This is a genomic window from Streptomyces sp. NPDC048290 (assembly GCF_040652095.1).
Lineage (GTDB): Bacteria > Actinomycetota > Actinomycetes > Streptomycetales > Streptomycetaceae > Streptomyces.
Genome location: NZ_JBEZLM010000039.1, coordinates 34,013 through 58,442 on the forward strand (window position 1 = coordinate 34,013; position 24,430 = coordinate 58,442).

Genomic DNA, 24,430 nt, shown 5'->3' on the forward strand with positions numbered 1-24,430 from the left:
CTTCTACTGTGCTCGGCACAGAGCCGAACGCCGCACCCGGCGCGGACCCGGAACGGGATCTTCGACACGACGGTCACGAGGTCACGATGGTCGCGAAGGCCGCGACGGCGACGGCAGCGGAACACAAGGGGAGTCCCATGAACCGTTTCTGGATCGATGCGCACGGACGTGGACGGACCACAGGACGTGCCTGGTGGGCACTCCTTTCGCAGATCTTCTCGCGCGGCGCTCTGCCCGCCTGGGCCTGATCCGCCCCACCCGGCCCCCATTTTCCGGGCCGGTCTTGTCACTCACGGCCGGGTTCTCCGAGCGGAGAACCGGCTAGGCTGCCTCCCGCAGTCCTCATGAACCCTTTCCGCCCGGCAGTGCGTTTCCGTCAGGGGGCGCGCCGAACCCGGTGGCTGCCCTTGGCAAGTCGCCTGAGTTCAACCGGTACCGGAGGTGTCCATGCAGCTGGGGGAGGTGACCTTGCGTTCCGAGCGCGAAGGCGAGAGCGCGGTACGGAGTCGTATCCGGCTGTGGCTGGACGCCGACAGTGCCGCTCGGACCGTGAACGCACCCGTCGACCCGCCCGCCGACCCGTCCCCAGGACTGGGCACCGGGCTGCCGGTGCCCCACGCCAGAGCCGCCACCGTCATGGAGGCGGCCCGCGCCCTGGTCACCGGCAGCCGGGCCGACCGGCGCAGGGTCCGGGTCCTGCTCGCCTGTGTGGTGGCGGCCGAACGCCCCGCCTGGTTCGCCGAGCTGTGTCTGCTCGCCGACGCGCTCGTCGTCGGTGAACATCCCTCCGCCGACCGCTGGTCCCCCGAGGAACGCCGTCTCGTCGTGGGCTGGGTCGCCGTCCTGCTGGAACTGTCCGGCGAGGCAGGCGTCGAGCGGTTGGTCGACGCCCTCGTCCGACGGGGATCCGATGCCGGGAACGATCGTCGCAACCCGGGTTGACCTGCGCTGACGCCTGCCAACGGGGGCTATTGGCAGGGCATTGGAGCCGCGTTGGCGGTCTCGGCCACAGTGGATGACGTAAGCGAAACCCCACCGAAACGGGGACGCCTCCCGGCATGAGGGGCGTTCCCGGACTGCGGAAAGGACATCCACACCATGAACCACGGCACGATCGAGATCCAGGACGCCGACCTCGACACCATCTCCGGCGGCGAGGGCGAGTCCGAGTATCCGCAGGAGGAGCTCCAGGGCGAGTTGCTCGCCATGGAGTGCGCCCGCGAGTACACGACCGCTGTCGCCCCGGTCGAGAGCTACGAGTAGCAGCGGCCGGCGCGGCCGACCCGTCCCGGAAAGAGACGACCAACCATGCCCGACGAACTGCGCGCACAGAGCGAGTACGACCCGCGTGAACTCAGCGAGACCGAACTCGACGACGTCACCGCAGGCGACGGCGGGGGTCTGGGGTACGACCTTCAGGACCCCGCGGTACGGGATCAGCAGAAGGGACCCGGGGACGGACCTCCCGGGCAGACCCCCACGTACTACATAGCCTTCTGACGTCGGCGTACGTGTGCCCGTCACCGCACACGTCCGTTCCACATCGTGGTGGTACGTCGTCCGGCCGGGGCCCCTTCGGGGGTCCCGGCCTTTCGTGTGCCGTGCCGCCCGCGGGCCACTGAACCCCGCTGGCAGGCCGCCCCGTTCCCCAAGACGCCCCACCTCGCCACCGACGGCCTGCACCGGCCGGCGGCGACCGATGACGACCGATCAAGACCGAACAACACCGACGACTACCGATGACGACGACCATGGACGGGCGGACGTGGACTACCGACACAGTGCGCTGAACAGGCTTGAGCAGGCCGAGGACCTCGATGAACCCGTGCGTTTCGCGAGATCGTGGGGGTGGGCGGCGCTGGCCGCGCTGGCCATGGCGATGGGCGTGATGGTGCTGTGGGCGTTCCTGGGCACGATCCCGCACACCACCACCGTGCCGGGCATCCTGATCCATCCCGACGGCGGCTTTCCCGTGCAGTCCACCGTCGCGGGGCAGCTCGTGCGGCTCTCGGACGGGCTGAAGGAGGGGGCCGAGGTACGGGCCGGGCAACTGGTCGCCGAGGTCACCACGCCCGACCGGCAGGTCATCCGGGTCGACGCGCCCGCCGACGGCACCGTCACCGAGGTCCTCGCGCACGCCGGGCAGGTGGTCACGGCGGGTTCGACGATCGTGATCGCGGACGCCGCCGAGGGCAAGGCCCTGTCGGCGGTGCTGTACGCGGCGCCCCAGGACGCGTCCGCCATCACGGTCGGCCAGAGCGTCGACCTGGCCGTGGCGAGCGCCCCGCAGCCGGAGTTCGGGCTGCTGCGCGGCACGGTCACCGACATCTCCCCGGTCCCGCAGGGCCAGGCCCAGATCGCCGCGCTGCTGGGCGACGACGACCTGGCGGCCCGCTTCACCCCGGGCGGGCGCCAGGCGGTGAAGGTCACCGTGCGGCTCACCCTGGCCGGGGACGAGGAGAAGGGGAGCGGGCGCGGCAAGGACGCCCAGACGTCCGGGTCCTCCTCCCTCCCGCCCCACTTCGTCTGGTCCAACGGCGCCGCACCCCCGTTCCCGGTCGCCTCCCGCACCCTGGTGACCGGCTCGGTGCACCTGCCCGACTCCCGCCCCGTCGACTGGCTGGGGGCCTGACCACCATGGCCGACCGGCCCCGGCGCGCCCTGCGCGCCCTGCTGTCCTCGCTCCGCCTCCGGCGCCGCCCCCGCCGCCCCCGTACCACCCCGATCCTCCAGATGGAGGCCGTGGAGTGCGGTGCGGCGGCACTGGGCATCGTCCTCGCGCACCACCGCCGTCATGTGTCGCTGGAGGCGCTGCGCATGGAGTGCGGGGTCTCCCGCGACGGCTCCAAGGCGTCCCACATCGCCCAGGCCGCCCGCCGCTACGGCCTCAACGCCAAGGGACTGCGCGTGGAGCCCGAGGCGCTCCCGGGCCTGCCCGCCCCGGCCATCCTGTACTGGGAGTTCCGGCACTTCGTCGTCTACGAGGGCACCGGCCGCAAGCTGGGCCGCCCCGTCGTCTTCCTCAACGACCCCGCCACCGGGCGGCGCACCGTGACCCCCGCCGAGTTCGACAGCGCGTTCACCGGGGTCGTCCTCACCTTCGAACCGGGCCCCGACTTCCGGCCGGGTGGCCGCAAGCCCCGTCCGCTGTCCGGGCTCGGACTGCGGCTGCGCGGCACCTCCGGCCCGCTGCTGCTGGCGGTCGCCTCCAGCCTGCTGCTGCTCGTCGCGGGCATCGCCATGCCCGCCTTCACCCGGACGTACGTCGACTCGGTGCTGCTGGGCGGCCAGGTCGAGCTGCTGCCCGCGCTGCTCGGCAGCATGGCCCTGGTGACCTGTGTGGTGGCCGGTCTCACCGCGCTCCAGCAGACCAGCCTCACCTGGGTGCAACTGGTCACCTCCACCCTCACCCAGGCCCGCTTCCTGCGCCATCTGCTGCGGCTGCCCGTCGGGTTCTTCTCCCAGCGCAGCCCCGCCGAACTCACCCGGCGGCTGTCCTCGAACCACACCATCGCGCAGATCCTCGCCCGGGACGTCGTCACCACCGCCGTCAACGCCGAGGTCGTCCTCGTGTACGCGGCACTGATGTGGATGTACGACCCGACGCTGACCCTCGTCGGGGTCGGCATGGCGCTGCTGAACATCGCGGCGCTGCATGTCGCCACCCGGGTACGCGAGTCGGGCGTCGTCAAGCTGCGGGCCGACCGGGCGAAGCTGTACGCGGCCTCCTTCGACGGGCTCCAGCAGATCGAGACACTGAAGTCGACCGGCGGCGAGAGCGCCCACTTCGCCCGCTGGGCCGGACGGCACGCCGCGCTGCTCGGCACCCAGCAGAGCGTGGGCGTCCCGACCGCGCTGCTCGCCGTCGTGCCCGGTCTGCTCGCGGCGGTCAACAGCGCCCTGATCCTGCTGGTGGGCGGTATCCGCTCGGTCGACGGCCATATCTCGGTCGGGCTGCTCGTGGCGTTCCAGGCGCTGGTCGCCGGGTTCTCCCGGCCGGTCGCCGAGCTGAGCGGGGTCGCCGGGCGGGTCCAGGACTTCGCCGCCGACATGACCCGGCTGCGCGATGTGGAGGACTTCCGGCAGGACCCGGTGTTCGACCGCCCCGAACCCGACACCGTGCAGCCGCTCGTGGGCCGCCTGGAGCTGAACGCCGTCACCTTCGGCTACAGCCCGCTCGCCGCGCCGCTGCTGCACGAACTGACCCTCACCGTCCGGCCGGGCCGCCAGGTCGCCCTGGTCGGCGGCTCGGGCAGCGGCAAGTCCACCGTCGCCAAGCTGATCTCCGGGCTCTACGAACCTTGGTCGGGGGAGATCCGGATCGACGGCCAGCCGCGCGGCGACCTGCCCCGCACCACCCTGGCCACCTCGGTGGCCTTCGTGGACCAGGACATCTTCCTGTTCGAGGGGACCGTGCGCGACAACGTCACCATGTGGGACCCGTCCATCTCCGACGAGGCCGTCGTGGACGCCCTGCGCGACGCCGCCCTGCTGGACGTGGTGGCGGCGCGCGGCGGCGGCATCCTCGCCCGGGTCGAGGAACGGGGCCGCAACTTCTCCGGCGGGCAGCGCCAGCGCCTGGAGATCGCCCGCGCCCTGGTCCGCAACCCCGGCATCCTCGTCCTCGACGAGGCCACCAGCGCCCTGGACGTGGAGACCGAACGGGAGATCGCCGAGAACGTGCTGCGACGGGGCTGCGCCAGCCTGATCATCGCCCACCGGCTCAGCACGGTCCGGGACAGCGCCGAGATCATCGTCCTGGACCGCGGCCGGGCCGTCGAACGGGGCACCCACGACGAACTGACCGCCGCCGGAGGCACCTACGCGGATCTGGTGAGGACCCGATGAGCGACGTGACGGACACCCACCCGAAGCGGCAGACGGACGGGAGCCCCCCGGTACCCGCCCCCGAGACCGCGGGCACCCCCACCGGCCCCGCCGACGCCGCCCTCCTCGCCCCCTACGCCGCCGCCCGCGTGGACGGCGACTTCGTGCCGCTCACCGGCCCCGGCCCGCTCTGGCTGGTCACCGGCGGCACGGTCGACGTGTTCGGGGTCGCCGGACGCGGCCGGGGCCGCTGGCGGTACCTGTGCAGCCTCGGCGACGGCGCCGTCCTGCCCAGCGAGACCCCCGGCCCCGATCACGTCCTCGTCGGCCGCCCCCGCCCCGGCGCCGCCCTGCACCGGCTGGAGTCCGCGCCGCTGTGGGTGCCCGCACCCGGCGCCATGGATCTGACACCGCCTCAGCTCGCCCTCGCGCGCGGCGTGGACGCCGCCCTGCAAGGACTGATCGGCGGGCTCATCGGCCGCGCCCACCCCGAGCCCCCGTCCCCGGCGCCCGAGCCCGTGCTGATCCCGGGCCCCGCCCAGGCGCTGGCCGAGGGCGAGCGGACCTCCGTCGCCGGACTGCTGTGGGCCACCGTCGCGGGCGGCCCGGTGGTCTGCGCGCTGGGCGAGTTCGGCGACGGCGAGGTGATCCCGCTCGCCGCGGGCGACCAGCCCCGGGCCACCGGCGCGACCGCGCTGACCGCCCGCCCCACCGCCGACCTCCTCGCCGACGGCACCCTGTGGGAGGTCCTGCCCATCGGGGAACAGCTCGTACGGATGCGCCTGGACGACCAGGCGGCCCGCAAGGGACGCCACGACCAGGAGCGGCTGCGGGCCCGGCGCGCCGCCAGCGACGCCGCCTTCAACGAGGCCGTCCGCGCCCTGCGCGACCAGCTCGGCTCACGCCAGGCCCGCCCCCAGGACCAGGAGGACCCGGACGACACCGGCCGGTCCGCCGAGCCCGGCGCCGAACCCAAGGCCACCGGAGTCGAGGACCTCCCGGTCTGGGACGCGGCCCGGCTGGTCGCCGACGTCCTCGGCATCACCCTCACCCGGCCCCAGCCGGGCGCCGATCCGCGCCTGGACCCGCTGGAGCGCATCGCGCTGGCCTCCCGGCTGCGCACCCGCCGGGTCTCCCTCAAGGGCCTGTGGTGGCTCCAGGAGAGCGGCCCCCTCGTCGGCACCATCGACGGCTGCCCGGTGGCGCTGCTGTGGCAGCACGGCGGCTACCGGGTCGTCGACCCGGTCACCGGCGCCCGGGTCCGGGTCACCGACGCCCACGCCCGGGAGATCGAGTCCACCGCGGTCATGCTGTACCGGCCGCTCACCGAGGACCACCAGAGCCTGCGCGACCTGCTGCGCTTCGGCATCCACGGCGGCGCGCCGGACTTCTGGCGGATGGGCGTCGCGGGCGCCGCCGCCGTACTGCTCGGCCTGACCGTGCCCCTGGTGTCGGGCCGGGTGCTGGGCGAGTTCGTGCCCGCCGGGGCGCGCGGCGCGATCGTGCAGGCGTGTATGGCGGTGCTGCTCGCCGCGTTCGTCGCCACCGTCCTCGGTGTCGTGCAGAACCTGTCCGTGCTGCGCGCCGAGGGCCGCTTCGACGCCTCGCTCCAGCCCGCCGTCTGGGACCGGCTGCTGCGTGCCCCCACCGCCTTCTTCAGCCGCTGGTCCACCGGCGAACTCGCCAACATCGCACTCGGCGTAGGCGGCATCCGCACCCTGGTCTCCGGCGTCGGACTGACCATCCTCCAGGCCGGACTGCTCACCGTCTCCAACGTGGTCCTGCAACTGTTCCTCAGCCCCGTGCTGACCGTGTTCTCGATCGGACTGCTGATCGTCAGCGCCACCGTCCTCGGCTGGTTCGGCAGCCGCCAGATCAAGGTGCAGCGGCGCCTGGTCGACCTGGACGGCCGGCTCACCGACACCGCCTTCCAGACCCTCCTCGGCCTGCCCAAGCTGCGGGTCGCCGCCGCCGAGAACTTCGCCTACGAACGCTGGGCCCACACCTTCGCCCGCCGCCAGGAACTCATGCGGCGCGCCCAGCGCCTCCAGAACTCCGTCACCGTCTTCTCCGGCCTGTACGTCCCGCTCAGCACCCTGCTGCTGTACGCGCTGATCGCGGGTCCGGGGCGGGGCGACCTGTCGGTGGCCGACGTCCTCACCTTCACCGTCGCGTTCGGCGTCCAGTCGACGTCGACGGCCCAGCTCGTCGGCGCCCTCGCCTCGATCGGCATGGCCGTCCCGCTCTTCGAACGCCTGAAGCCGATCCTGGACGAGCCCGCCGAGACCGGCGCCGACTCCAGACCGCCCGGCACCCTCACCGGCGACATCGAACTGCGTGCCGTGTCCTTCCGCTACCCCGCCGAGAGCACCCCCGTCCTCCAGGACGTGTCCCTGCGCATCCGGGCCGGGGAGTTCGTGGCGGTCGTCGGCGCGAGCGGCAGCGGCAAGACCACCCTGATGCGGCTGCTGATCGGCTTCGAGCAGCCCACCCACGGCTCGGTCCGCTACGACTGCCAGGACCTCGCCGACCTGGACGTCACCGCCGTACGGCGGCAGATCGGGGTGGTCATGCAGCACGCCCGGCCCCTGCGCGGCTCCATCCTGGAGAACATCCGCGGCGCCGGGCACCACACGCTGAGCGAGGTGGTCGCCGCGGCCCGGATGGCCGGGCTCGCCGAGGATCTCGCCCGGATGCCGATGGGCCTGCACACCGTCCTGTCCGACGGCGGCAGCTCCCTGTCCGGCGGTCAGCGCCAGCGCGTGATGATCGCCCAGGCGCTGGTGGGCCGCCCCCGGGTGCTGTTCTTCGACGAGGCCACCAGCGCCCTCGACAACGAGACGCAGCGAGTGGTCTGCGAGAGCACCCAGACCCTGGAGGCGACCCGGGTGGTCATCGCCCACCGGCTGTCCACGATCGTGCACGCGGACCGGGTCGTCGTCCTGGACCGGGGCCGGATCGTGGAGAGCGGCCCCCCCGCCGAACTCCTCGCCGACGAGTCGGGCTTCCTGCACGCGCTCGCCCGGGGGCAGTTCGAGGAGTAGCGGGGGTGGGGGCGGCGCGCCCCCCCCGGCCGCTCGTGAAACGGGCGACGCTCCCAGCCCCGCCCGTGAGGCGGTCGACCATCCCCGCGTGAGGCGGGGCGCGCCCCCGTCCCGCTCGCCTCCTCACGCGCAGCCGGAGCGTGTGCCGCCCTTGTGTCCCGCGCCCGGTCCCGCCGTGCGTTCCGTCTCCGGCCCGGTCGCTTCCGCCAGGTCCCGTTCCGTCTGCGCCAGTCGCTTGGTGAGCTGGTCCACCACATGGACCTCGCCGCGCTGGGTGGACAGCTCGATCGCGGACCGCAGATGCGGCAGGGCGTCCACCGGACGGCCCCGCTCCAGCAGGAAGTCGGCCAGTTGACGGGCGGTCAGCGCGTGCAGATGCAGACTGCCCGCCGTCCGGCAGCGCTCCAGGGCGTGTTCCCAGGCCGCCTCCGCCTCCGCCCACCGGCCCAGCGCCTGGAGCGCGTGCGCCTTGTTGACCAGCGCCGACAGATGGTACGTGGCGTGCGGATGGGCCGCGAGAATACGCAGCGCCTCGTCCACATGGGCCAGCGCGCCATGCGGATCACCGGCCATGCCCTTGATCGCGGCGGCGTTGCTGTACGCCTGCGCCGCCCAGGTCCGCAGCCCGGTCTCCTCGATGATCTCCAGGGCCTGTGCGCTGTCCCCGGCCGCGCCCGCGGGGTCCCCGCTCGCCGCGCGGACCAGCGCCCGCGTCGCCAGTGCTCTTATCCGCGCCTCGCCACGCTCGCCCCGGGTCCGCCCGCACGCCACGTCGGCCAGCGCCAGCGCCTCCTCGGGCCGGCGGTTCTCCATCAGCGCGGCGGCCGTCGAGCACTCCAGGGCGGTGACCGCCGCCGGGTCGTTGCTCGCCTCCGCGGCCCGCAGCCCCGAGCGCAGCGTCCGCAGCCGGTCGGTGACCCGCCCGGCGCCGTAGTACAGGACGTTGCAGAACTCGGCGAGCCGCCAGGCCCGCTCGTACTCCCCGTGCTTCGCCGCCGCCACGACCAGCCCGCGCATCGCCGCCTCGTCCTTGCGGAACCAGCGCAGCGCGGCCGGCACATCCGCCAGCGGTACCGCGACCGCCTCCGGCTCCGGCGCCACCGGCCCGTCCAGCCGCGGGTGCAGCAGATCCGCCGCGTGGGCCGCCACCGCCAGATAGTGGTCCAGCAGCCGTACGGTCGCCCGCAGCCGTACCTCCGGCCCCTGCTCGTCCAGGAGCTGCGCCCCGTACAGACGGATCAGGTCGTGGCGGCTGTAGCGGCCCGGCGCGGTCTGGGTGAGCAGATGGTAGGCGGCCAGGATGCCCAGCGTCGGCCGGGCCGCGCCCAGCGGCGAACCGAGCAGCGCGGCGGCGGCCACCGCGTCGATCTCCGGACCGGGGTGCACGGCCAGCAGCGCCAGCAGCCGGTCGGCCTCCGGGGCCAGCGCCCGCCGGGTCAGCGCCAGCGCCGCCTCCACACTGGTGGCGCCGCCGGTGCCGAACGCCTGGAGCCGGGTGCGTTCGTCGGACAGCTCCGTCACCAGATCGGCGATCCGCCACAGCGGACGCGCCGACAGCCGCGCCGCCGCGATCCGCAGCGCCAGCGGCAGCCGGTCGCAGAGCGCCACCAGCCGCTCGGCCGCGTCCGGCTCGTCCGCCACCCGCTGCTCGCCGAGCTGACGCCGCAGCAGGGCCCGCGCGTCGTCCGACGGCAGCGCGTCCAGCCGCAGCAGCGCCGCGCCCTCGGCGACCACCAGGTCCTCCAGCGTGTTGCGGCTGGTGATCACCGTGGCGCAGTGCGGGCCCGCGGGCAGCAGCGGCCGTACGGCCTGGGGGGTCGGCGCGTTGTCGAGGACGACCAGCATGGCCCGGTCCCGGGTCCGCTCCCGGTACAGGCCCACCCGGGCCTCAAGTCCCTCCGGGATCGCCGCCTCCGGCATACCGAGGGCGTGCAGGAACGTACCGAGCACCTCCTCGGTCTCCGCCGGGCCCGCAGGGTCGAAGCCGCGCAGATCCGCGTACAGCTGTCCGTCCGGGCAGTCGTCGGCGATCGTGTGCGCCCAGCGGATCACCGTGGCGGACTTGCCCGCCCCGGCCGGACCGACCACGATCCCTATGCCGCTGCCGCGGTGTCCCGCCCCGCATGTCTCGTCCAGCCAGCCGAGTTCCCTGGCGCGGCCCACGAACCCGGCCGCGCGGCGCGGCAGCAGCCGTACCGGTGGGCGCTCCGGGGTCCGTTCCGGGGCCCGTTCGGCGGCCGGAGGGGTGCGGGGGGCGGCGACCACCGGGCCGCGCCGTACCTCCTGGACCGCCTCCCGCAGCCGGGGTCCCGGCTCCATGCCGAGCGCCTCGTCCAGCGCCGCGCGGGCCTCCTCGAAGACCTCCAGCGCCTCCGAGCGGCGCCCCGCCTGGCCCAGACAGCGCACCAGCAGGGCGACGGCGGGTTCGCGCAGCGGGTCGGCCCGTACCGCCTGCTCCAGCGCCGGGACCGCGTCCGCCCCGCTGCCCAGCCGCAGTTCGCGCCCGGCCCACGCCTCCAGGCACCGGCCGCGGCTGTCGCCCAGCCGTACCGCCCAGCGCTTGCGGGCCGGGGTCTCCGGCAGCCCGGTCAGCGCCTCGGCGCCCTTCCAGTGCCCGAGCGCCTCCTTGAGCAGGTCGGCCGCCCGCCGGTCGTCGGTGAGGGACTCGGCCCGCTCGGTGAGCGCGGCGAACCGCAGCGCGTCCACCGCGTCCCGGTCGCCCGACATCTGATAGCCGGGCGCCTTGCGCACCAGCGTGAACGTGTCGTCCTCGGCGAGCGCCTTGCGCAGCGCCGCGATATGCCCCTGGAGCGCGGCCCGCGCCTGTACGGGGGGCTCCTCGCCCCACAGGAACTCGAAGAACCGCTCCACCGGCACCATCCGGTCGAACTCCAGCGCGAGCAGAGCCAGTACCGCGAGCCGCTTGCCCCCGGACACCTGGGCTCCGGGATCTCCTGCGCCGGTCAGTTGGACGGGGCCGAGCAAGCGAACCTGCACTCGGTGCCTCACTCTCCGCAGTCGCCGTAGAGGAGGTCAGGGTAATGGAATCGGATGATCACGACCATCCGTCCGGCCACTCCGGTGACAAGTCAATTCGCGTACCCGGCACGGCTCTTGGCCCTACTGGGCAGTACGTTCGGCTCAGCTCACGACCAGCCTGGTGCGCAGATACTCCGAGTACGCCTCCAGCTTCTCCGCGACGAAGGCGCCCGTGGCCAGGGCCGGAGTGGGGGTCACCTCCAGTAGCGACCACTCCCCGGTCGTCCGGTCCTGGACCAGGTTGATCCCGGCGATGTCGTACCCCAGCGCCTTGGTGGCGCGGACCGCCGTCTCCAGGGCCACCCGGTCGAACGTGGCCAGATCGAAGAGGGTGGCGTGGGCACCGCGGGCCGTGTTGGTCAGATGGCTGCCGTCGGTGGCGCACCGGTGGATCGCGAGCCGCACCTCGTTCCCGAACACCAGTAGCCGGAACGTACCGTTGTGCGGGACGTAGCGCTGGGCCAGGAACAACTCGTTGGCGTGCGCCGGGTCCTCGACCCGCTGGCGCAGCTCCTCCTCGTCGTGGATCAGGAAGTTCAGCCGCCCGCCCGTCGCCTTGAGCGCCTTGAGGACGAACGGGGCGCCCAGCACGGACGACAGCTCGTCATAGGAGTCCCGGAGCTGCTCACGGGGCAGCGCGTAGGTGATCGGCACCGGCAGATCGGCGTGCGCCAGCCGCACCAGCTGGTACAGCTTGGACGGCGCGGCCACCGCGCTGGTGCTCGTCGTGGGACGGCCCGCGGCCCGCAGATGCGCGCTGATCGCGCTCAGCACGGTCGCCGTCGGCCGGGGGAAGGTCGCCACCTGGACCAGCCCGAAGTCCGCCAGGTCCCGGCCGCTGACCGTCTCGTACACCCGGGTCCAGCCCGGGGCGACGGCGAACGCGATCTCCTCGATGCCCCGGAACACCGGGTCGACGCCCAGCGGCATCAGGTCCGGCAGCGCGTCCAGCGCCCAGGTCATGGCCTCTCCGTTGAGGACCAGGACGGACGAGTTGGGAGTGGCGCGGCGACGGCGGGGCAGGGCAGGCTGCCCAGAGAGGTCGGCGGGATCGGCGGGATCGGCGAGGTCGGCGAGGTCGGCGAAGGCCGGTGCGGTCTCCGGGTGGGGCCTGGCGCGCTCCCTGTCGACGGGGGCGACAGGGGCGACAGGGGCGACGGGGGCGGCGGGATCGGCGAGGTCGGCGAGGTCTTGGGCCCGGAACGCGGTGCCGGGCTCGGGCGCGGCCCTGCGGATGGTGCAGACCGCGGTGAGCAGGATGAGCAGCGTGGCCTGGAGGAACTCGACGGCCCCGTTCATGACCGGCACCTCGCCGGACGACCGGCGGTCCGGCCGGGCGACTGCCGCCGCACAGCGGATGGGACATGGAGAGCCATGGTGGGTTCTCTGCCTTCCTGGTCCGTGGTCCCGGAAGGTCGTTCCGGGACGGGTGTGTGGGTGCGGGGGGCGGGTCTTGCACGTGCGGCGGGCACGCTCCCTGTCCAGGTCAACGGATGCGGACACGGGTTGGGTTCGACGCCGCCCACAGCGCCCACCAGCCGCTTCAGCGGCCGTCGCCGGTCACCCGCTCGGGACGCACCACCGACCACTGCACGAGACTGGCGTCCCCGTCCTCGCGCGCCTCGGTGAGGGAGGCACCGGTCGCCACGGTGAGCGGGCAGCCGTGTACGTCCGCCAGGTACTGGAGGGGACCGGCCGGGCCGTCGGCGTGCGCCATGACGAGCCGCAGCCGGGCCCGTAACTCGGGCGGACTCGCCGCCAGCAGGCCCCGCAGCGGCTCGTGATCGCGGAGGTCGTCCGCGTCGCCGTCCACCAGCACGGTGAGCCGGTCCTGGTGCGGCGGCAGCCGCTCGGCCAGCCAGCCCAGCGACGGCTCCGCGGTGCCCCGCAGATGCAGCCCGGCCGGGCAGAGCCCCACCGAGGTACCCGCGGTGAGACCGTCGAGGAGCCCGGCCGCCCCGGCGGACCAGGCCGGGGCCGGAACCACCGCGCCGAGCGTCCACCGCCGCCCGTCCGGGCCGCACACCTGCCAGCGGCCCAGCCGCCCGTCCGGGTGCGCCACATGGACGTCATGGGTGGTGAGGGCGTCAGGGTCGGTGGCGGCGGGGGAGTGCGGGACGGGGAGGGTGAGTGTCGTGTGGTCCACACCCGACTCCGCGCCGCTCACCGTCAGACCCGCCATGGGCGCGGTGATCTCACAGCCCAGCGTCCGGGCCAGCCGGGACAGCGCGGGCGCGCCCGCCGCGTCACCCGCGTACGGCCACACCAGCTGCACCCGCCGCACCGCCGCCTCGGGCAGCGTGGCGAGCAGCTCGCCGACGGCCGCCAGGAGCCTGGCGTTCGGGCAGCGGCCCCGCACGATCAACCGCAGCGCCGAGTCCAGCGGGCGCAGCCGCGCCGCGTCCTGGGCGAACGCCGGGTCGCGCACGCCCTGCGGCTGGATCGCGAACCCCGACATCACCCGCAGGACCGAGGCCCCGGCCGGCTGCGGCACGGCCGGCTCCCTGTTCAGGGCGCGCTCCCAGCCCGGTTGCGGGTGCAGGGCGCCGTGCAGACCGACCGGGACACCGGCCCGGTAGCGCTGCCAGTGCCCGAACACCTCCGGATGGCCCGGCTCGCTCCAGGCGGTGGTGACGAAGCCCTGAGTGAACGTCAGCGGGCCCACGGAGGCGATCAGGTCGAGGTCGTGCAGCCGGGCCGCCCGCAGTCCCGTGTGCGCTTCGAGGCCCGGCATGAGCAGCCGCACCGGACGGGGGCCCTCCGGGGGCAGCGCGCTCAGCGCGCCCGCCAGGGCCGCCAGGAGCGCGTCCTCGTGCTCGCTGCCGTCGGCGTCCACCACCACGACCGTGCGGCCCGGTTCCGGACGGACCCGGGCGACGACCGCCGCGCGTGCGGCGTCCGGGGAGCCCCGGTACAGCCAGATGCCCGCCGGGACGCGCCGGGCCCGCCACGGGGCCGTGGGCGCGTGCGTGGGGGCTGGTGGAGCGGGTGCCGCGGGTACGGGCGGGGCGGGTGCCGCGGGTGCGGGCGGAACGGGTGCCGCGGGCGGAGCGGGTGTCACGAGTGCGGGCGGAACGGGTGTCGCGGGCGGAGCTGGTAAGGCGCGTGGGGTGTCCATGGCGGGAGCCTCCTGGGGCGGCGGGTCGAGCGGTTTCATTCGGCGGGGTGCTGCCGGGGGCCCTGCGGCGCGTCCACACCCGGTGTCAGCTGGAAGCGGGCGGGACGGGCCGCGGGGCGCCGCTCGGCGGACTCGATCGCGTCCCGGCGCTCCAGCCAGGCCGTGAGCCGGGTGTGGGTCGCCTCGTCGCGGTCCGGGCCCCCGGGGGCGGCGGGGTTCACCTCCCGCAGCAGGACCCGGGCCGGGATCGCCGCGTCCGGCGCGGGGACCGTGCCCAGCACCCGGAACGCCGAGCGGGGCGCGAACACCACCTCCGGGTCGGTGTCCCCCTCGGCGAACACCGTCGTACGGCGGCCCGTCGTCGACCACACCGCGAACTCCACCGGCGCCCCGAACATCACCTCGGGCGCGTTCACCGTGAGCAGCGGCGCCGGTTCCACGAGCAGTTCGCCCGGCGTGTAAAGGCGCAGGGCGTCCTCCGGTACGGCCGCGCCCAGCACGGTCCCGCCGTGGTGCACCGGCAGCCGCCGCAGCCCCGACGCCAGACAGCGCAGCCACGGCACCGCCGGTCCGGTCCCGCCCGCGCGGGCCAGCGCGGTCAGCTCCGCCAGCGGGAACGGCTCACCGCTGTCCGCGGCCAGCAGCAGCACCGCGACCAGATCCGGCTTGAAGTCGTCCTGGTGCGAGGAGCGCAGCGCGGGCAGCCGGGTCGCCGCCAGGTCGGCACGGGCGGCGAGATGCAGATAGCGCGGCCCGAGCAGCGCCCGCAGCGCGTCCCGCTCCTCGGCGGTGCTGGAGCCGGGCGGCTGGGGGAAGCGGGCCGGGTCGAGGAGTCGGGCGGGCGGGGGAGGTTGCCGGGGGGTCTGGGGCGGGGCGGCGGCGGGTGGTTCGGGGGTCTCCGGCGGGGCGGGGGTGTCCTCGACCGGGGCCGGGGCCGGGGCCGGGGCCGGGGGCGCGGTGGCGGTCGGGGCCGGTGGCGGCGGTGGCGGCTCGTGCTCCAGATAGCCCAGCCACCGCATACCGTTGCGCGCGGCGAGGAAACTGCCCAGCTCGGTGCTGGCGGCGGTACGGGTGCCCGCCACCGCCAGCCCGTAAGGGAAGGCCGGATCGACCGGTGTGCGGCGCAGCAGCGCGGCGATCTCCTCCCACTCCCGCGGACCGACCGGCGTGTCCGGCGCCCCGATCACCACGAGCGGGGTCGCCGGGTCCGCGGCCCGCGTCCTCGGCCCGGTGCCGCTCGGCACACCTCGGGGCCGCAGCCAGACCCCGCAGACCACCGACTCCGCGCACCAGCCCTCGAACGCCGAGGACAGCGCGGGCCTGGCCTGTTCCGTGCCGGGGACGAGGGCGCTCCACAGGGTGGGCAGGATGCGCCCCTGCTCGCCGTCCGTGCACAGCTCCGCCAGATGGGGCTGCCAGGTGGGCGCGCCCGTGGCGTCCAGCATCCGGTGACCGCCCGCGTCATGCGGGACGCCGACGGTGAAGCGGACGTCCCGGCCCAGCACGTCCAGGGCGGTCACGGCGTACCGGGTCAGCTCGGCGGCCCCGGCCCAGGGGGCGCAGAGGATCACCTCGGCGCCGTCCAGGGGGAGTCGGCCCAACTGGTCGCGGACGTCGGCGTCGTCGTGGGGCGGGGCGCCGGGCGCGCCGACGACGAGGGTGACGGTGCCGGGTTCGGCGGGCAGGTCGGTGAGGGCGGGGGGCGGGGGAGGGGTGGCGGAGGTGCCGTGCAGCCAGTAGCCGGCGGGGAGTCGGAGGACGGAGGGCGGGAGGTCGGGTGCGTCGGCTTCGGGGCCGGGCGGGGCGGGGTCGGTGGCTAGGGCGGCGAAGGCGGTGTCGGCGTCGTCGTCGTCGGAGGGGGGCGCCTCGGCGGACGGTGCTTCGCCCTCCGGGGCCTGGGCAGGTGCCGCTTCCTCCGGGGCCTCGGGCGGGAGTTCCCGCTCCGGCCCCTCGGACGGGGGCTCCTCCGCCGGGTCGTCCGCCGGGTCCTCGTCGGGGCCGCCGGCCAGGCGGCTCGGCGGCGGGGCGGGTGGGGGTATGGCGGCGGCGAGGGCCTCGGCTTCGGCCTGGGCCTGGGCCTGGGCTTGGGCTTGGGCCTTGGCCTTGGCTTCGGCTTCGGCCTGGGCCTCGGCCTCGGCCTCGGCGGCTTTGGCTTCGGCCTCGGCTTTGGCCGCCTTGGCCTGGATTTCGGCTTCGGCCTTGGCTCTGGCCTGCGCTTCGGCTTCGGCCTTGGCTTTGGCCTGCGCTTCGGCTTCGGCCTTGGCCTGCGCCTTGGCTTCGGCTTCGGCTTGGGCCTGCGCCTGGGCTTCGGCCTGGGCCTGGGCTTCGGCTTTGGCCTTGGCTTTGGCTTTGGCCTTGGCCTTGGCCTGGGCTTGGGCCTTGGCTTTGGCTTTGGCCTGGGCTTCGGCCTTGGCCTTGGCTTCGGCGGCCTCAGCCTCAGCCTGGGCCTGGGCCAGCGCCTCAGCCTCGGCCTGGATTTCGGCCTCCGCCTCCGCCTCGGCCCCCGCCCAGTCCCCCCCAAGGAACCCCGTCAGCTCGTCGTCCGCCCCGTAGTCCTCCGTCCGCGCCGCGTCCGGCAGGCCCACGTCCTCGATGGACCGCCCCCAGGACTCCCGGGGGAGATCCGCGGGCACGGCGACCGGGGCCGGGGCGGGCTCGGGCTCCAGGTCCAGGAAGGGCCACAGGTCGCCGTACCCGGTCATCTCACCCGATGGCTCGAACCGCCACCATGTACGGCCGCCCGAACCGACCCGCAGCGCGTCCCCGGCGATGTCGACCCGGCCGTCGGGAGCGACCACCGGCAGTCCGAGCAGCGTGGCGATCCGGGCGGCGGGCCGCAGTCCGTCGCCGGTCGGGGTCGCGAGGTTGGGCGTGGCGAGGACCAGCAGCTCCGCCTCCCGCCCGTACGCGAGGTCGGCCAGCGTGGGAAGCAACTGGACCAGTTCGCGCCCGGCTCCCGGGTCGAGGGCGACGACGAGAAGGTCGTCCGGGTCCGCCACGATCCCCAGTACGGCGTGCGCGGTCGTCTCCCGGCCGATCACGACATGCGGCCCGGCCTCCAGGAATCCCGCCTCCTGGACTTCCTCGGCCACCTGGTCGTCGTCGCCGACCTCCATGTCCCGCTCCGTCTCCGTCACGCTCATGACCCCTCCCCCTCGGTGTCGTCCGCCGGGTCGCCCTCGTCCGGCAGCAACCCGGTCTGCACCTGCACCACCGAACGGCGGGTGATGTACTGCCCGCGTCCGGCGGGGTACTGCTTCGGCTTGACACTGCCGAAGATGTACGACTCCTCCTTCGGGCACGACATCAGCAGCGCGGGCGTGTTGACCTCCATCAGCTTGCGCAGCAGGGCGTCGCTCATGCCCCGCGAGGCGCCGTTCGCGCCCCGGGCGACGATGACGTGCAGACCCAGTTCGACGCCCTGGGACAGGTACTGGAGCAGCGGCTCGAAGGGATGCTTGACCGGGTTGAGGCCGCCGAGCATGTCGTAGTCGTCGACGATGACGAACAGCTCCGGGCCGGTCCACCAGTCGCGGCGCTTGAGCTGGGCGGGGCTGGTGTCGGCGGGCGGACGGCGGGTCTGCATCGCGCGGGCCGCTCCCTTGAGGAGTTCGGTCACCGTGTCGATGGACACCGCGTAGCCCAGCTGCTGTTCCTTCGGCACGGCCTCGTACAGTCCCCGGCGCGGGTCGACCAGCAGGATGCGGGCCTCGTCGGGGGTGTAGGCGCGCTGGATGTTCTCGGTGAGGTGGCGCAGCAGATTGGTCTTGCCGCACTCGGTGTCGCCGACGACCAGCAGATGCGCGCTGTCCTCGAAGTCGTGCCACATCGGGCCGATGTGCTGGTCCTCGAGGCCGAGGGCGACCTTGAGGCGCCCGGTCGGGGCGGGCAGGTCGGCCGCGGGCAGCAGCACCGGCAGCATCCGCACCTCCGGGACGCGCGGCCCCGTCCAGTGCTCGGCCACCGCGTCCACCAGGTCGGTCACCCCGTCGCCCAGGTCGGCGGTGGTGCCCAGTCCGTCCATCCGGGGCAGCGCGACCAGATAGTGCAGCCGGTCGGCGGTCAGACCGCGCCCGGGGATCTTCGGCACCGACTCGGCGGCCTTCATATGGATCACCGAGTCCACGGGGTCGCCGAGGCGCAGTTCGAAGCGGGTGCCGAGCTGGTCGCGCAGCGCGCTGCCCATCTCGCTCCAGCGGGTCGCGGCGACGACGAGATGGACGCCGTAGTTGAGTCCGCGCCCGGCGATCAGCACCAGCGTGGCCACCAGGTCCATGTACTCCTGGCGCAGGGTGTTCCAGCCGTCCACGACCAGGAACACATCGCTGGCGTGCGGATCGTCGGCGAACTCCCCGGCCGCCCGCCGCTTGCGGTACGAGGCGATGGAGTCCACGCCCTCCTGGGCGAACCGCACCTCCCGCTCGCTGAGGATGGTCTGCACCTCGGAGATGGTCCGCATCAGCCGCTCGGCGTCGTGCCGTCCCGTCACCCCGCTCAGGTGCGGCAGCCCGCGCAGCGAGGTGAGGGTGCCGCCGCCGAAGTCCAGACAGAGGAACTGCACCTCGCGGGGGGTGTGGGTGAGGGCCAGCGCGGTGATCAGGGTCCGCAGCAGGGTGCTCTTGCCGGACTGCGGGCCGCCCGCGATGGCCACATGCCCGCCGCCCGCCGACACATCCGCGTACAGCACCTCGCGGCGCTGGTGGAAGGGCCGGTCCACATAGCCGACCGGGACCTTCAGCTTCCCGCGCAGTGCGGGGTCGTCGACGGTCATCCCGTACTCCGGGTGCGGGCTCAACGGTGGCAGCAGCTCGTCCAGGGTCGGCGGCACGTCCAGCGGCGGCAGCCACACCCGGTGGGCCGGCGGCCCGGTGTCGGTGAGCCGCTCCGCCGCCACCTCCAGCAGACTCCGGGTGTCCGCCGCGCCCGCCTCGGGCTCGCCCGGCGTCTCCTCCGGCGGCAGCTCGCGCACCGCCACCTCGGCGGTGCCGTACGGCACGACCTGACCGGCGGCGAGCGCGAGCCGCGCCTCACGGTGGCGGTGCCGGTACGTCCCCGACACATAGGCCGCCTTGAACCGGGTCAGCGTCGAGATGTCGCTGCGCAGGAAGCCGTTGCCCGGCTGGGGCGGCAGCTCGTAGGCGTCGGTCACACCGAGCACCGCGCGGGACTCCATCGCGGAGAACGTGCGCAGCGCCATCCGGTACGACAGATGGGACTCCAGGGCGTGGATACGGCCCTCGTCCAGGCGCTGCGAGGCCAGCAGCAGATGCACACCCAGGGACCGGCCGAGCCGCCCGATCATCACGAACAGGTCCATGAAGTCCCGGTGCTGGGCGAGGAGTTCGCTGAACTCGTCGACGATCACGAACAGCGTCGGCAGCGGTGCCAGACCGGCGCCGCCCGCCCGTGCCGTCTCGTACTCCAGCAGCGAGGCGTAGTTGCCCGCCTTGCGCAGCAGTTCCTGGCGGCGGACCAGCTCGCCGTGCAGGGCGTCCCGCATCCGGTCCACCAGCGCGGCCTCGTCCTCCAGGTTGGTGATGACCGCCGAGGTGTGCGGCAGCCGGTCCAGGCCGAGGAAGGTGGCGCCGCCCTTGAAGTCGACCAGGACGAAGTTCAGGGTCTCGGAGGAGTGGGTGAGGGCCAGGCCCAGGACGAGGGTCCGCAGCAGTTCCGACTTGCCCGAGCCGGTCGCGCCGATCAGCATGCCGTGCGGGCCCATGCCGCCCTGCGCCGACTCCTTGATGTCCAGCGCGGTCGGGGTGCCGTCGGCCGCCTTGCCGATCGGCACGCGCAGCCGGTCGGCCGGTGTCCGGGTCTCCCACAGCCGCTTGGGCTCGAACTCGTGCAGATCACGGATGCCGAGCAGCGACGTCAGCTCGATGTCGGTGTCGAGGGGCTCGGTGCTGTCGGTGGAGTCGCCCAGCCGGAACGGCGCGAGCTGCGCGGCCAGGGAGGTGGCGGTGTGCGGGTCGGTCGCGTCGGGCACGCCGAGCGGCTTGGCCGTCAGCTTGCCGTTGCGGTCCGTGCCGATCATCTCCAGCGCCCCGGCGTTGATCCGCAGCCGCAGCACCCGGCGGTCGGGCTTCCAGTCCAGCGCGTCGCCGATGTCCATGATCACCGCGTTGCGGTATCCGGCGATGGCCGGGCGGCTGGCGGGGGCGAAGCCGGGGCCGTCCAGCACCAGCACCGTGAACGGCTCGTCCCGGGTGGGCGGCGCGTCTGGTTCGAACGCGGAGCGCCCGCTGAACTCGTCCCCGAGCAGCTGCTCGGCCTCCGCGACGGTGTGGGCGAGCAGCCGGACCGGGCCCGCGCCGTCGGTCCGGCGCGGATGCAGCGCGTGCGGCAGCCACTTCAGCCACTGCCAGTGCTCCGCGCCGTCCTGGTCGCACACCACGACGATCCGCAGCTCGTCCGGGGCGTGGAACACGGCGAGCTGGAGCAGCATCGAGCGGACCAGGGCGCGGCCCTGCTCCCGGGCCGCCGCCCGCGCCTGCTCCGCCGCCTCCTCCTGGGCCGCGGCCCGGGTCTCCTCCTGGGCGGCCGACGTGCCCTCCGCTCCCTCCGCGGTGTCGTCGTCGGGTGCCGGGTCCTCGTCCTCCGCCACGACCCGGAGCAGGATCTGCGCGTAGCCGCGCAGCGACGCCGCGATCGGCTGGTCCGGCACCGTGCTGTACGCGTGGATGAACCGCCGCAGCGCGTGTGCGCACAGCGGCTCCAGGTCCTCCACGGGCTTCGTCTGGAGCGGCGCCAGCTGCATCGCGAGGCGCTGCGGCCCCGACGCCATCCGGACGTCCGCGAAGTCCGGATGGTTGACCCGGCGCTCCCACAGCCGGGACGTGCGGACGACGTCCCGCAGCGCGTCCGTCTCCGGGTGCCGCCAGGCGAGCGCGTCCTGCTGCGCGCGGATGGTCTTGCGGACACTGCGGCGCATCTGGTTGAGATAGCGGAAGTAGTCCCGCCGTTCGCCCCGCAGGGTCTGCTTGCGCTCGCTGAGGGTGCGGAAGAACTGCGCCACCAGCATGCCGATCGCGCCCAGCGCCATCATGCCCATCGCGATCCAGCTGAGCATGCCGGAGTTCGCGTTCATCGGCAGGAACATCATCATCATGGCCATGGAGCTGAGCGCCATCGGCAGATAGCTGATGACATGTGACATGCCGCTCTGCGTCTCGGGCAGAGTGGGCGGCTCCTGCAACTGGAGTTCACCCGACGGCATCTCCGGTCCCGGCCGCCGCGGCGACCGGTTGATCAGCACGACAGTCACCCGCCGCTCCCTTCGTCTCCCCGCGCAACGCGGGCTGCGGTCCGCCCGCACATCCCGCCGTCTCTTGACGGGCCCATGGGGTGTGCGGTGCACTCCGCTCCACGGGGGCGGACGGGGGCCGGGTTCACCGGCCGGTGCGGGGAGCGCCGGTCACCGGTCCGCGGACCCGGCGGCGACCGGGGACCGTCGTGAACCCGCCAAGGGGTGCGGCCCGTTGCCTCCCTCGGGCTTTCGTTCGAATCGCCCCCTACGGACGTGAGGGGAGCGTGGGCGCGGTGAGCGGGAACACCGTCGCGGGGCTGTGCAGACTGCGGTTCAGGAGCGAGGACACGGCATTCGATCTGGCCGTGCCGGCGGATGTGCCGCTGGCCGATCTGATGCCCAGCGTCATCGCCTACGCGGGCGCGGAACTCGCCGAACAGGGCGTCGAGCACGGCGGCTGGATACTGCAACGGGTGGGCGGCGAACCGCTCCAGGAACAGGCGGGCTGCACGGAACTGGGCCTCGCCGACGGCGACGAGCTGTTCCTCAGGCCGCGCCGGGAGGCGATCCCGCCCGTCCACTTCGACGACATCGTGGACGGCGTCGCCGCGGGCATGAACGACCGCCCCAACTCCTGGGAACCCCGCTCCACCTACCGCTTCGCCGTCGTCATGGCCACGCTGGTGTGCGGGATGGCGCTCACCGTCGTCGCCCTGCCCGGACCCCATCTGATCCGGGCCGTCGCCGCCGCCGTGGTCGGCGTCCTGCTGCTGCTCGGTGCGGCCAGCGCGTCCCGCGCGATGGGCGACGCGGTCGCCGCGACCGCCCTCGCCACCGCCGCCGTCGCCGCGCTGGCGACGGCCGGGGCGCTGCTGCCCTCCGGCGGCGGAGGCGACGACTTCTACGCCCCGAGGATGCTCGCGGGCGGGGCCGGAGCCGCGGGCGGCACCGTGCTCGCCCTCGCCGCGGTCGCCGCGTCGGGGCCGCTGTTCGTGGCGATCGGCCTGGGCACAGCCCTGGTGATGTTCGCCGCCGCCTTCCCCTTCGCCGGATTCCCGCTGAGCCACGGGATCGCCTGGACCGTCATCGTCACGGTCCTGTTCGGGTCGTTCATCCCGGCCATCTCCTTCCGCTTCTCCGGGATGAAGCTGCCCGCGATGCCCCGCGACGCCGAGGAACTCCAGCAGGAGATCGACCCGTTCCCGGCCCGGGACGTGCTGACCCGGACCGTGGTCGCCGACGAGTACCTCACCGCGTTCTACACGGTCGTCGGACTGCTCGCCGCCGCCTTCGGGACCGTCCTCGCCCTCGACGACGCCTGGGCCGCCCAGTGGATGGTGATCGCGCTCGGCGTGCTGCTCCTGCTGCACGGCCGGATGATCGGCTCGACCTGGCAGCGGCTCGTCGTCCAGCTCGCGGGCGTGTGGCTGCTGTTCCTGCTCACCGCCCGCGAGGCCCTCGCCGCCTCACCGGGGGAGCGGCTCCTCATGGTCGCCGGGCTGCTGCTGCTCGCCGCGATCCTCGCGGTGGTCGCCTGGACCATCCCCGGCCGGCGGCTCATCCCGCACTGGGGCCGCGCCGCCGACCTGCTGCACACCTTCTCGGCGATCGCCCTGCTGCCCCTCGTCATGCAATACAGCGGCCTGTACCGGTGGGCCCGCACGGTACTGAGCTGAGCGGGGGAGCGGAACCATGCAGACACGCAAGGACCAGATCCAGGCGCACACCTTCGTGATGCGCAGGCTCGCCTCCGCCATGGTGCGGGCCAACCCCGACACACCCGACACCCCCGTCAGCCGCACCTCCAAGGGCTATCTGTGGGGACTGGTCATCGGGCTCTTCATCGGGCTCGTCGTCTTCGTCATCGGCGTGCTCTTCCCGGCCGCCAAGTCCGACTGGCGCACCCCGGGCACCCTCGTCCTCGTCAAGGGCGGCGGCGGACGCTATCTCTTCCTCGGCGACAGGCTGCACCCGGTCCTCAACGAGACCAGCGCCCGGCTCGTGGCCGGCGACCGGATGAAGGTCGCCGAGGTGAAGGCGAAGAGCCTGGAGTCCACCCCGCGCGGCGCGCCCCTCGGTCTGATCGGCGCCCCCGACGTCCTGCCCCCGGCCGACCGGATGAAGGGCGGGAGCTGGCTCGCCTGCGCCACCCGGACCACCACCGACACCGGCGCCACCGCCCCCGTGCTCACCCTCGCCGTGGGCCTCGGCACCGGCCACCCCGCCCTGGACGACCGGCGGGGCGTCGTCGTGAGCGACCCGCAGGGCGCCCGGCACCTCCTGTGGGACGGCCGGCGACTGCGCCTGGACGACGCGAGCGAGGCCGTACAGGCACTGGGCTACGGCAATGTCCCGCCCATCCCGGTCAGCGACGGGTTCCTCAACGCACTGCCCGAGGGCCCCACCCTCGCCGCCCCCGACATCCCCGGCCGGGGCGCCCCGGCCGACCCGCTCGCGGGCGCCCCGGCGACGGTCGGCCAGCTCTTCACCGGCCCGTCCGGCGACCCGTACGTCCTCACCGGCGACGGCCTCGCCCCACTCACCGCCACCGGCTTCGACCTGCTGAAGGGCGACCCGCGCACCCAGCGCGAGGCGTACGACGGCGCGCCCGTCACCCCCCGCCCGCTCGGCCCCGACGACCTCTCGGCCCGCAGCGCCGGGGAGAGCCCGCGCCCGCTCGCCGCCCTGGACGGGCTGCCGCTGACGACCCCCGAGGCCCGGGTGACCGGCGCCGACCACGCCGTGTGCGCGGGTGTCACCCCCGACGAGGACACCACCCGGCGCACCCTCACCGTCGTACCCGCCGCCGAACTCGACGGTGGCCCCCCGGCCGTACAGCCCGGCGTCACCCCGTCCTGCACCCCCGCCGACCGGATCGCGGTACGGCCCGGCACCGGAGCCCTCGTCCAGGGCCTGTCCGGCGGCGACGCCGACGCCACGCCCTATCTGGTCACCGACGGCGGGGTGAAGTACCCGGTACCCGGCGCGGAAGCGGCGGCCCAGCTCGGCTACGGCGGTGTGGAGCCCCAGCGGGTCCCCACCACGCTGCTGCGGATGCTCCCCACCGGCCCGAGCCTCGATCCCGCGCTGATGGCGAAAGGCGGTGTCGTCACCCCGCAGGGCGCCCCGGAGCAGTGCCTCGGCTGACCCTCCGCC

13 protein-coding genes are annotated in these 24,430 nt (G+C 74.2%); 8 read left to right on the forward strand and 5 right to left on the reverse strand.

What is annotated here, in order from left to right; all coding sequences use genetic code 11:
- Window positions 1-447: 447 nt before the first annotated feature.
- The 6 genes from AB0D49_RS39340 to AB0D49_RS39365 all read left to right on the forward strand — a co-directional run bounded on the left by AB0D49_RS39340 (window position 448) and on the right by AB0D49_RS39365 (window position 7,871).
- Window positions 448-942 carry a hypothetical protein gene (locus tag AB0D49_RS39340; protein ID WP_362768216.1) on the forward strand — a complete coding sequence of 165 codons (495 nt, stop codon included), beginning with the start codon at window positions 448-450 and terminating at the stop codon, window positions 940-942.
- 156 nt (window positions 943-1,098) lie between these two features.
- The gene (locus tag AB0D49_RS39345) at window positions 1,099-1,263 is read left to right on the forward strand and encodes a hypothetical protein (RefSeq protein WP_362768219.1); all 165 of its coding nucleotides are present in this window, start codon (window positions 1,099-1,101) and stop codon (window positions 1,261-1,263) included.
- Between the two features lie 45 nt (window positions 1,264-1,308).
- Entirely contained in the window at window positions 1,309-1,500 is a 192-nt protein-coding gene (locus AB0D49_RS39350) for a hypothetical protein (RefSeq protein WP_362768222.1), read from the forward strand.
- Between the two features lie 265 nt (window positions 1,501-1,765).
- The gene (locus AB0D49_RS39355; protein ID WP_362768225.1) at window positions 1,766-2,632 is read left to right on the forward strand and encodes an HlyD family efflux transporter periplasmic adaptor subunit; all 867 of its coding nucleotides are present in this window, start codon (window positions 1,766-1,768) and stop codon (window positions 2,630-2,632) included.
- 5 nt (window positions 2,633-2,637) lie between these two features.
- The gene (locus AB0D49_RS39360) at window positions 2,638-4,848 is read left to right on the forward strand and encodes an NHLP family bacteriocin export ABC transporter peptidase/permease/ATPase subunit (RefSeq protein WP_362768228.1); all 2,211 of its coding nucleotides are present in this window, start codon (window positions 2,638-2,640) and stop codon (window positions 4,846-4,848) included.
- Complete coding sequence (locus AB0D49_RS39365) at window positions 4,845-7,871, forward strand: NHLP bacteriocin export ABC transporter permease/ATPase subunit (RefSeq protein ID WP_362768231.1); 3,027 nt, start codon at window positions 4,845-4,847, stop codon at window positions 7,869-7,871. The genes AB0D49_RS39360 and AB0D49_RS39365 overlap by 4 nt, the downstream gene beginning before the upstream one ends.
- Before the next feature lie 123 nt (window positions 7,872-7,994).
- Here the strand turns inward: AB0D49_RS39365 and AB0D49_RS39370 are convergent, their stop codons facing one another.
- From AB0D49_RS39370 to eccCa, 5 genes are all read right to left on the reverse strand, one after another.
- The gene (locus AB0D49_RS39370; protein WP_362768234.1) at window positions 7,995-10,868 is read right to left on the reverse strand and encodes an AfsR/SARP family transcriptional regulator; all 2,874 of its coding nucleotides are present in this window, start codon (window positions 10,866-10,868) and stop codon (window positions 7,995-7,997) included.
- 144 nt (window positions 10,869-11,012) lie between these two features.
- Window positions 11,013-12,209, reverse strand: a complete 1,197-nt coding sequence (locus AB0D49_RS39375) for a hypothetical protein (RefSeq protein ID WP_362768237.1) — start codon at window positions 12,207-12,209, stop codon at window positions 11,013-11,015.
- A gap of 244 nt (window positions 12,210-12,453) precedes the next feature.
- The gene (locus AB0D49_RS39380) at window positions 12,454-13,746 is read right to left on the reverse strand and encodes a hypothetical protein (protein ID WP_362768240.1); all 1,293 of its coding nucleotides are present in this window, start codon (window positions 13,744-13,746) and stop codon (window positions 12,454-12,456) included.
- 317 nt (window positions 13,747-14,063) lie between these two features.
- Window positions 14,064-17,171 carry a hypothetical protein gene (locus AB0D49_RS39385; protein ID WP_362768243.1) on the reverse strand — a complete coding sequence of 1,036 codons (3,108 nt, stop codon included), beginning with the start codon at window positions 17,169-17,171 and terminating at the stop codon, window positions 14,064-14,066.
- Window positions 17,168-21,244 (reverse strand): type VII secretion protein EccCa, encoded by a 4,077-nt coding sequence (gene eccCa, locus AB0D49_RS39390; protein WP_362768269.1) that lies wholly within the window; start codon window positions 21,242-21,244, stop codon window positions 17,168-17,170. The genes AB0D49_RS39385 and eccCa overlap by 4 nt, the downstream gene beginning before the upstream one ends.
- A 323-nt stretch (window positions 21,245-21,567) precedes the next feature.
- On the opposite strand from eccCa, the gene eccD reads away from it, so the two are divergent.
- The gene (gene eccD, locus AB0D49_RS39395) at window positions 21,568-22,950 is read left to right on the forward strand and encodes a type VII secretion integral membrane protein EccD (RefSeq protein WP_362768246.1); all 1,383 of its coding nucleotides are present in this window, start codon (window positions 21,568-21,570) and stop codon (window positions 22,948-22,950) included.
- A 16-nt stretch (window positions 22,951-22,966) separates the two neighbouring features.
- Window positions 22,967-24,421, forward strand: coding sequence for a type VII secretion protein EccB (gene eccB / locus AB0D49_RS39400; RefSeq protein WP_362768248.1), 1,455 nt, complete (start codon window positions 22,967-22,969; stop codon window positions 24,419-24,421).
- The last annotated feature ends 9 nt before the right edge of the window (window positions 24,422-24,430 follow it).

Excerpts from the sequence above, each read along its gene's own strand:
- AB0D49_RS39385 (WP_362768243.1), bottom strand. The coding sequence starts at position 17,171 with ATGAGCGTGACGGAGACGGAGCGGGACATGGAGGTCGGCGACGACGAC.
- AB0D49_RS39340 (WP_362768216.1), top strand. The coding sequence starts at position 448 with ATGCAGCTGGGGGAGGTGACCTTGCGTTCCGAGCGCGAAGGCGAGAGC.
- eccB (WP_362768248.1), top strand. The coding sequence starts at position 22,967 with ATGCAGACACGCAAGGACCAGATCCAGGCGCACACCTTCGTGATGCGC.
- eccCa (WP_362768269.1), bottom strand. The coding sequence starts at position 21,244 with ATGCCGTCGGGTGAACTCCAGTTGCAGGAGCCGCCCACTCTGCCCGAG.
- AB0D49_RS39360 (WP_362768228.1), top strand. The coding sequence starts at position 2,638 with ATGGCCGACCGGCCCCGGCGCGCCCTGCGCGCCCTGCTGTCCTCGCTC.
- AB0D49_RS39350 (WP_362768222.1), top strand. The coding sequence starts at position 1,309 with ATGCCCGACGAACTGCGCGCACAGAGCGAGTACGACCCGCGTGAACTC.
- AB0D49_RS39375 (WP_362768237.1), bottom strand. The coding sequence starts at position 12,209 with ATGAACGGGGCCGTCGAGTTCCTCCAGGCCACGCTGCTCATCCTGCTC.
- AB0D49_RS39365 (WP_362768231.1), top strand. The coding sequence starts at position 4,845 with ATGAGCGACGTGACGGACACCCACCCGAAGCGGCAGACGGACGGGAGC.
- AB0D49_RS39345 (WP_362768219.1), top strand. The coding sequence starts at position 1,099 with ATGAACCACGGCACGATCGAGATCCAGGACGCCGACCTCGACACCATC.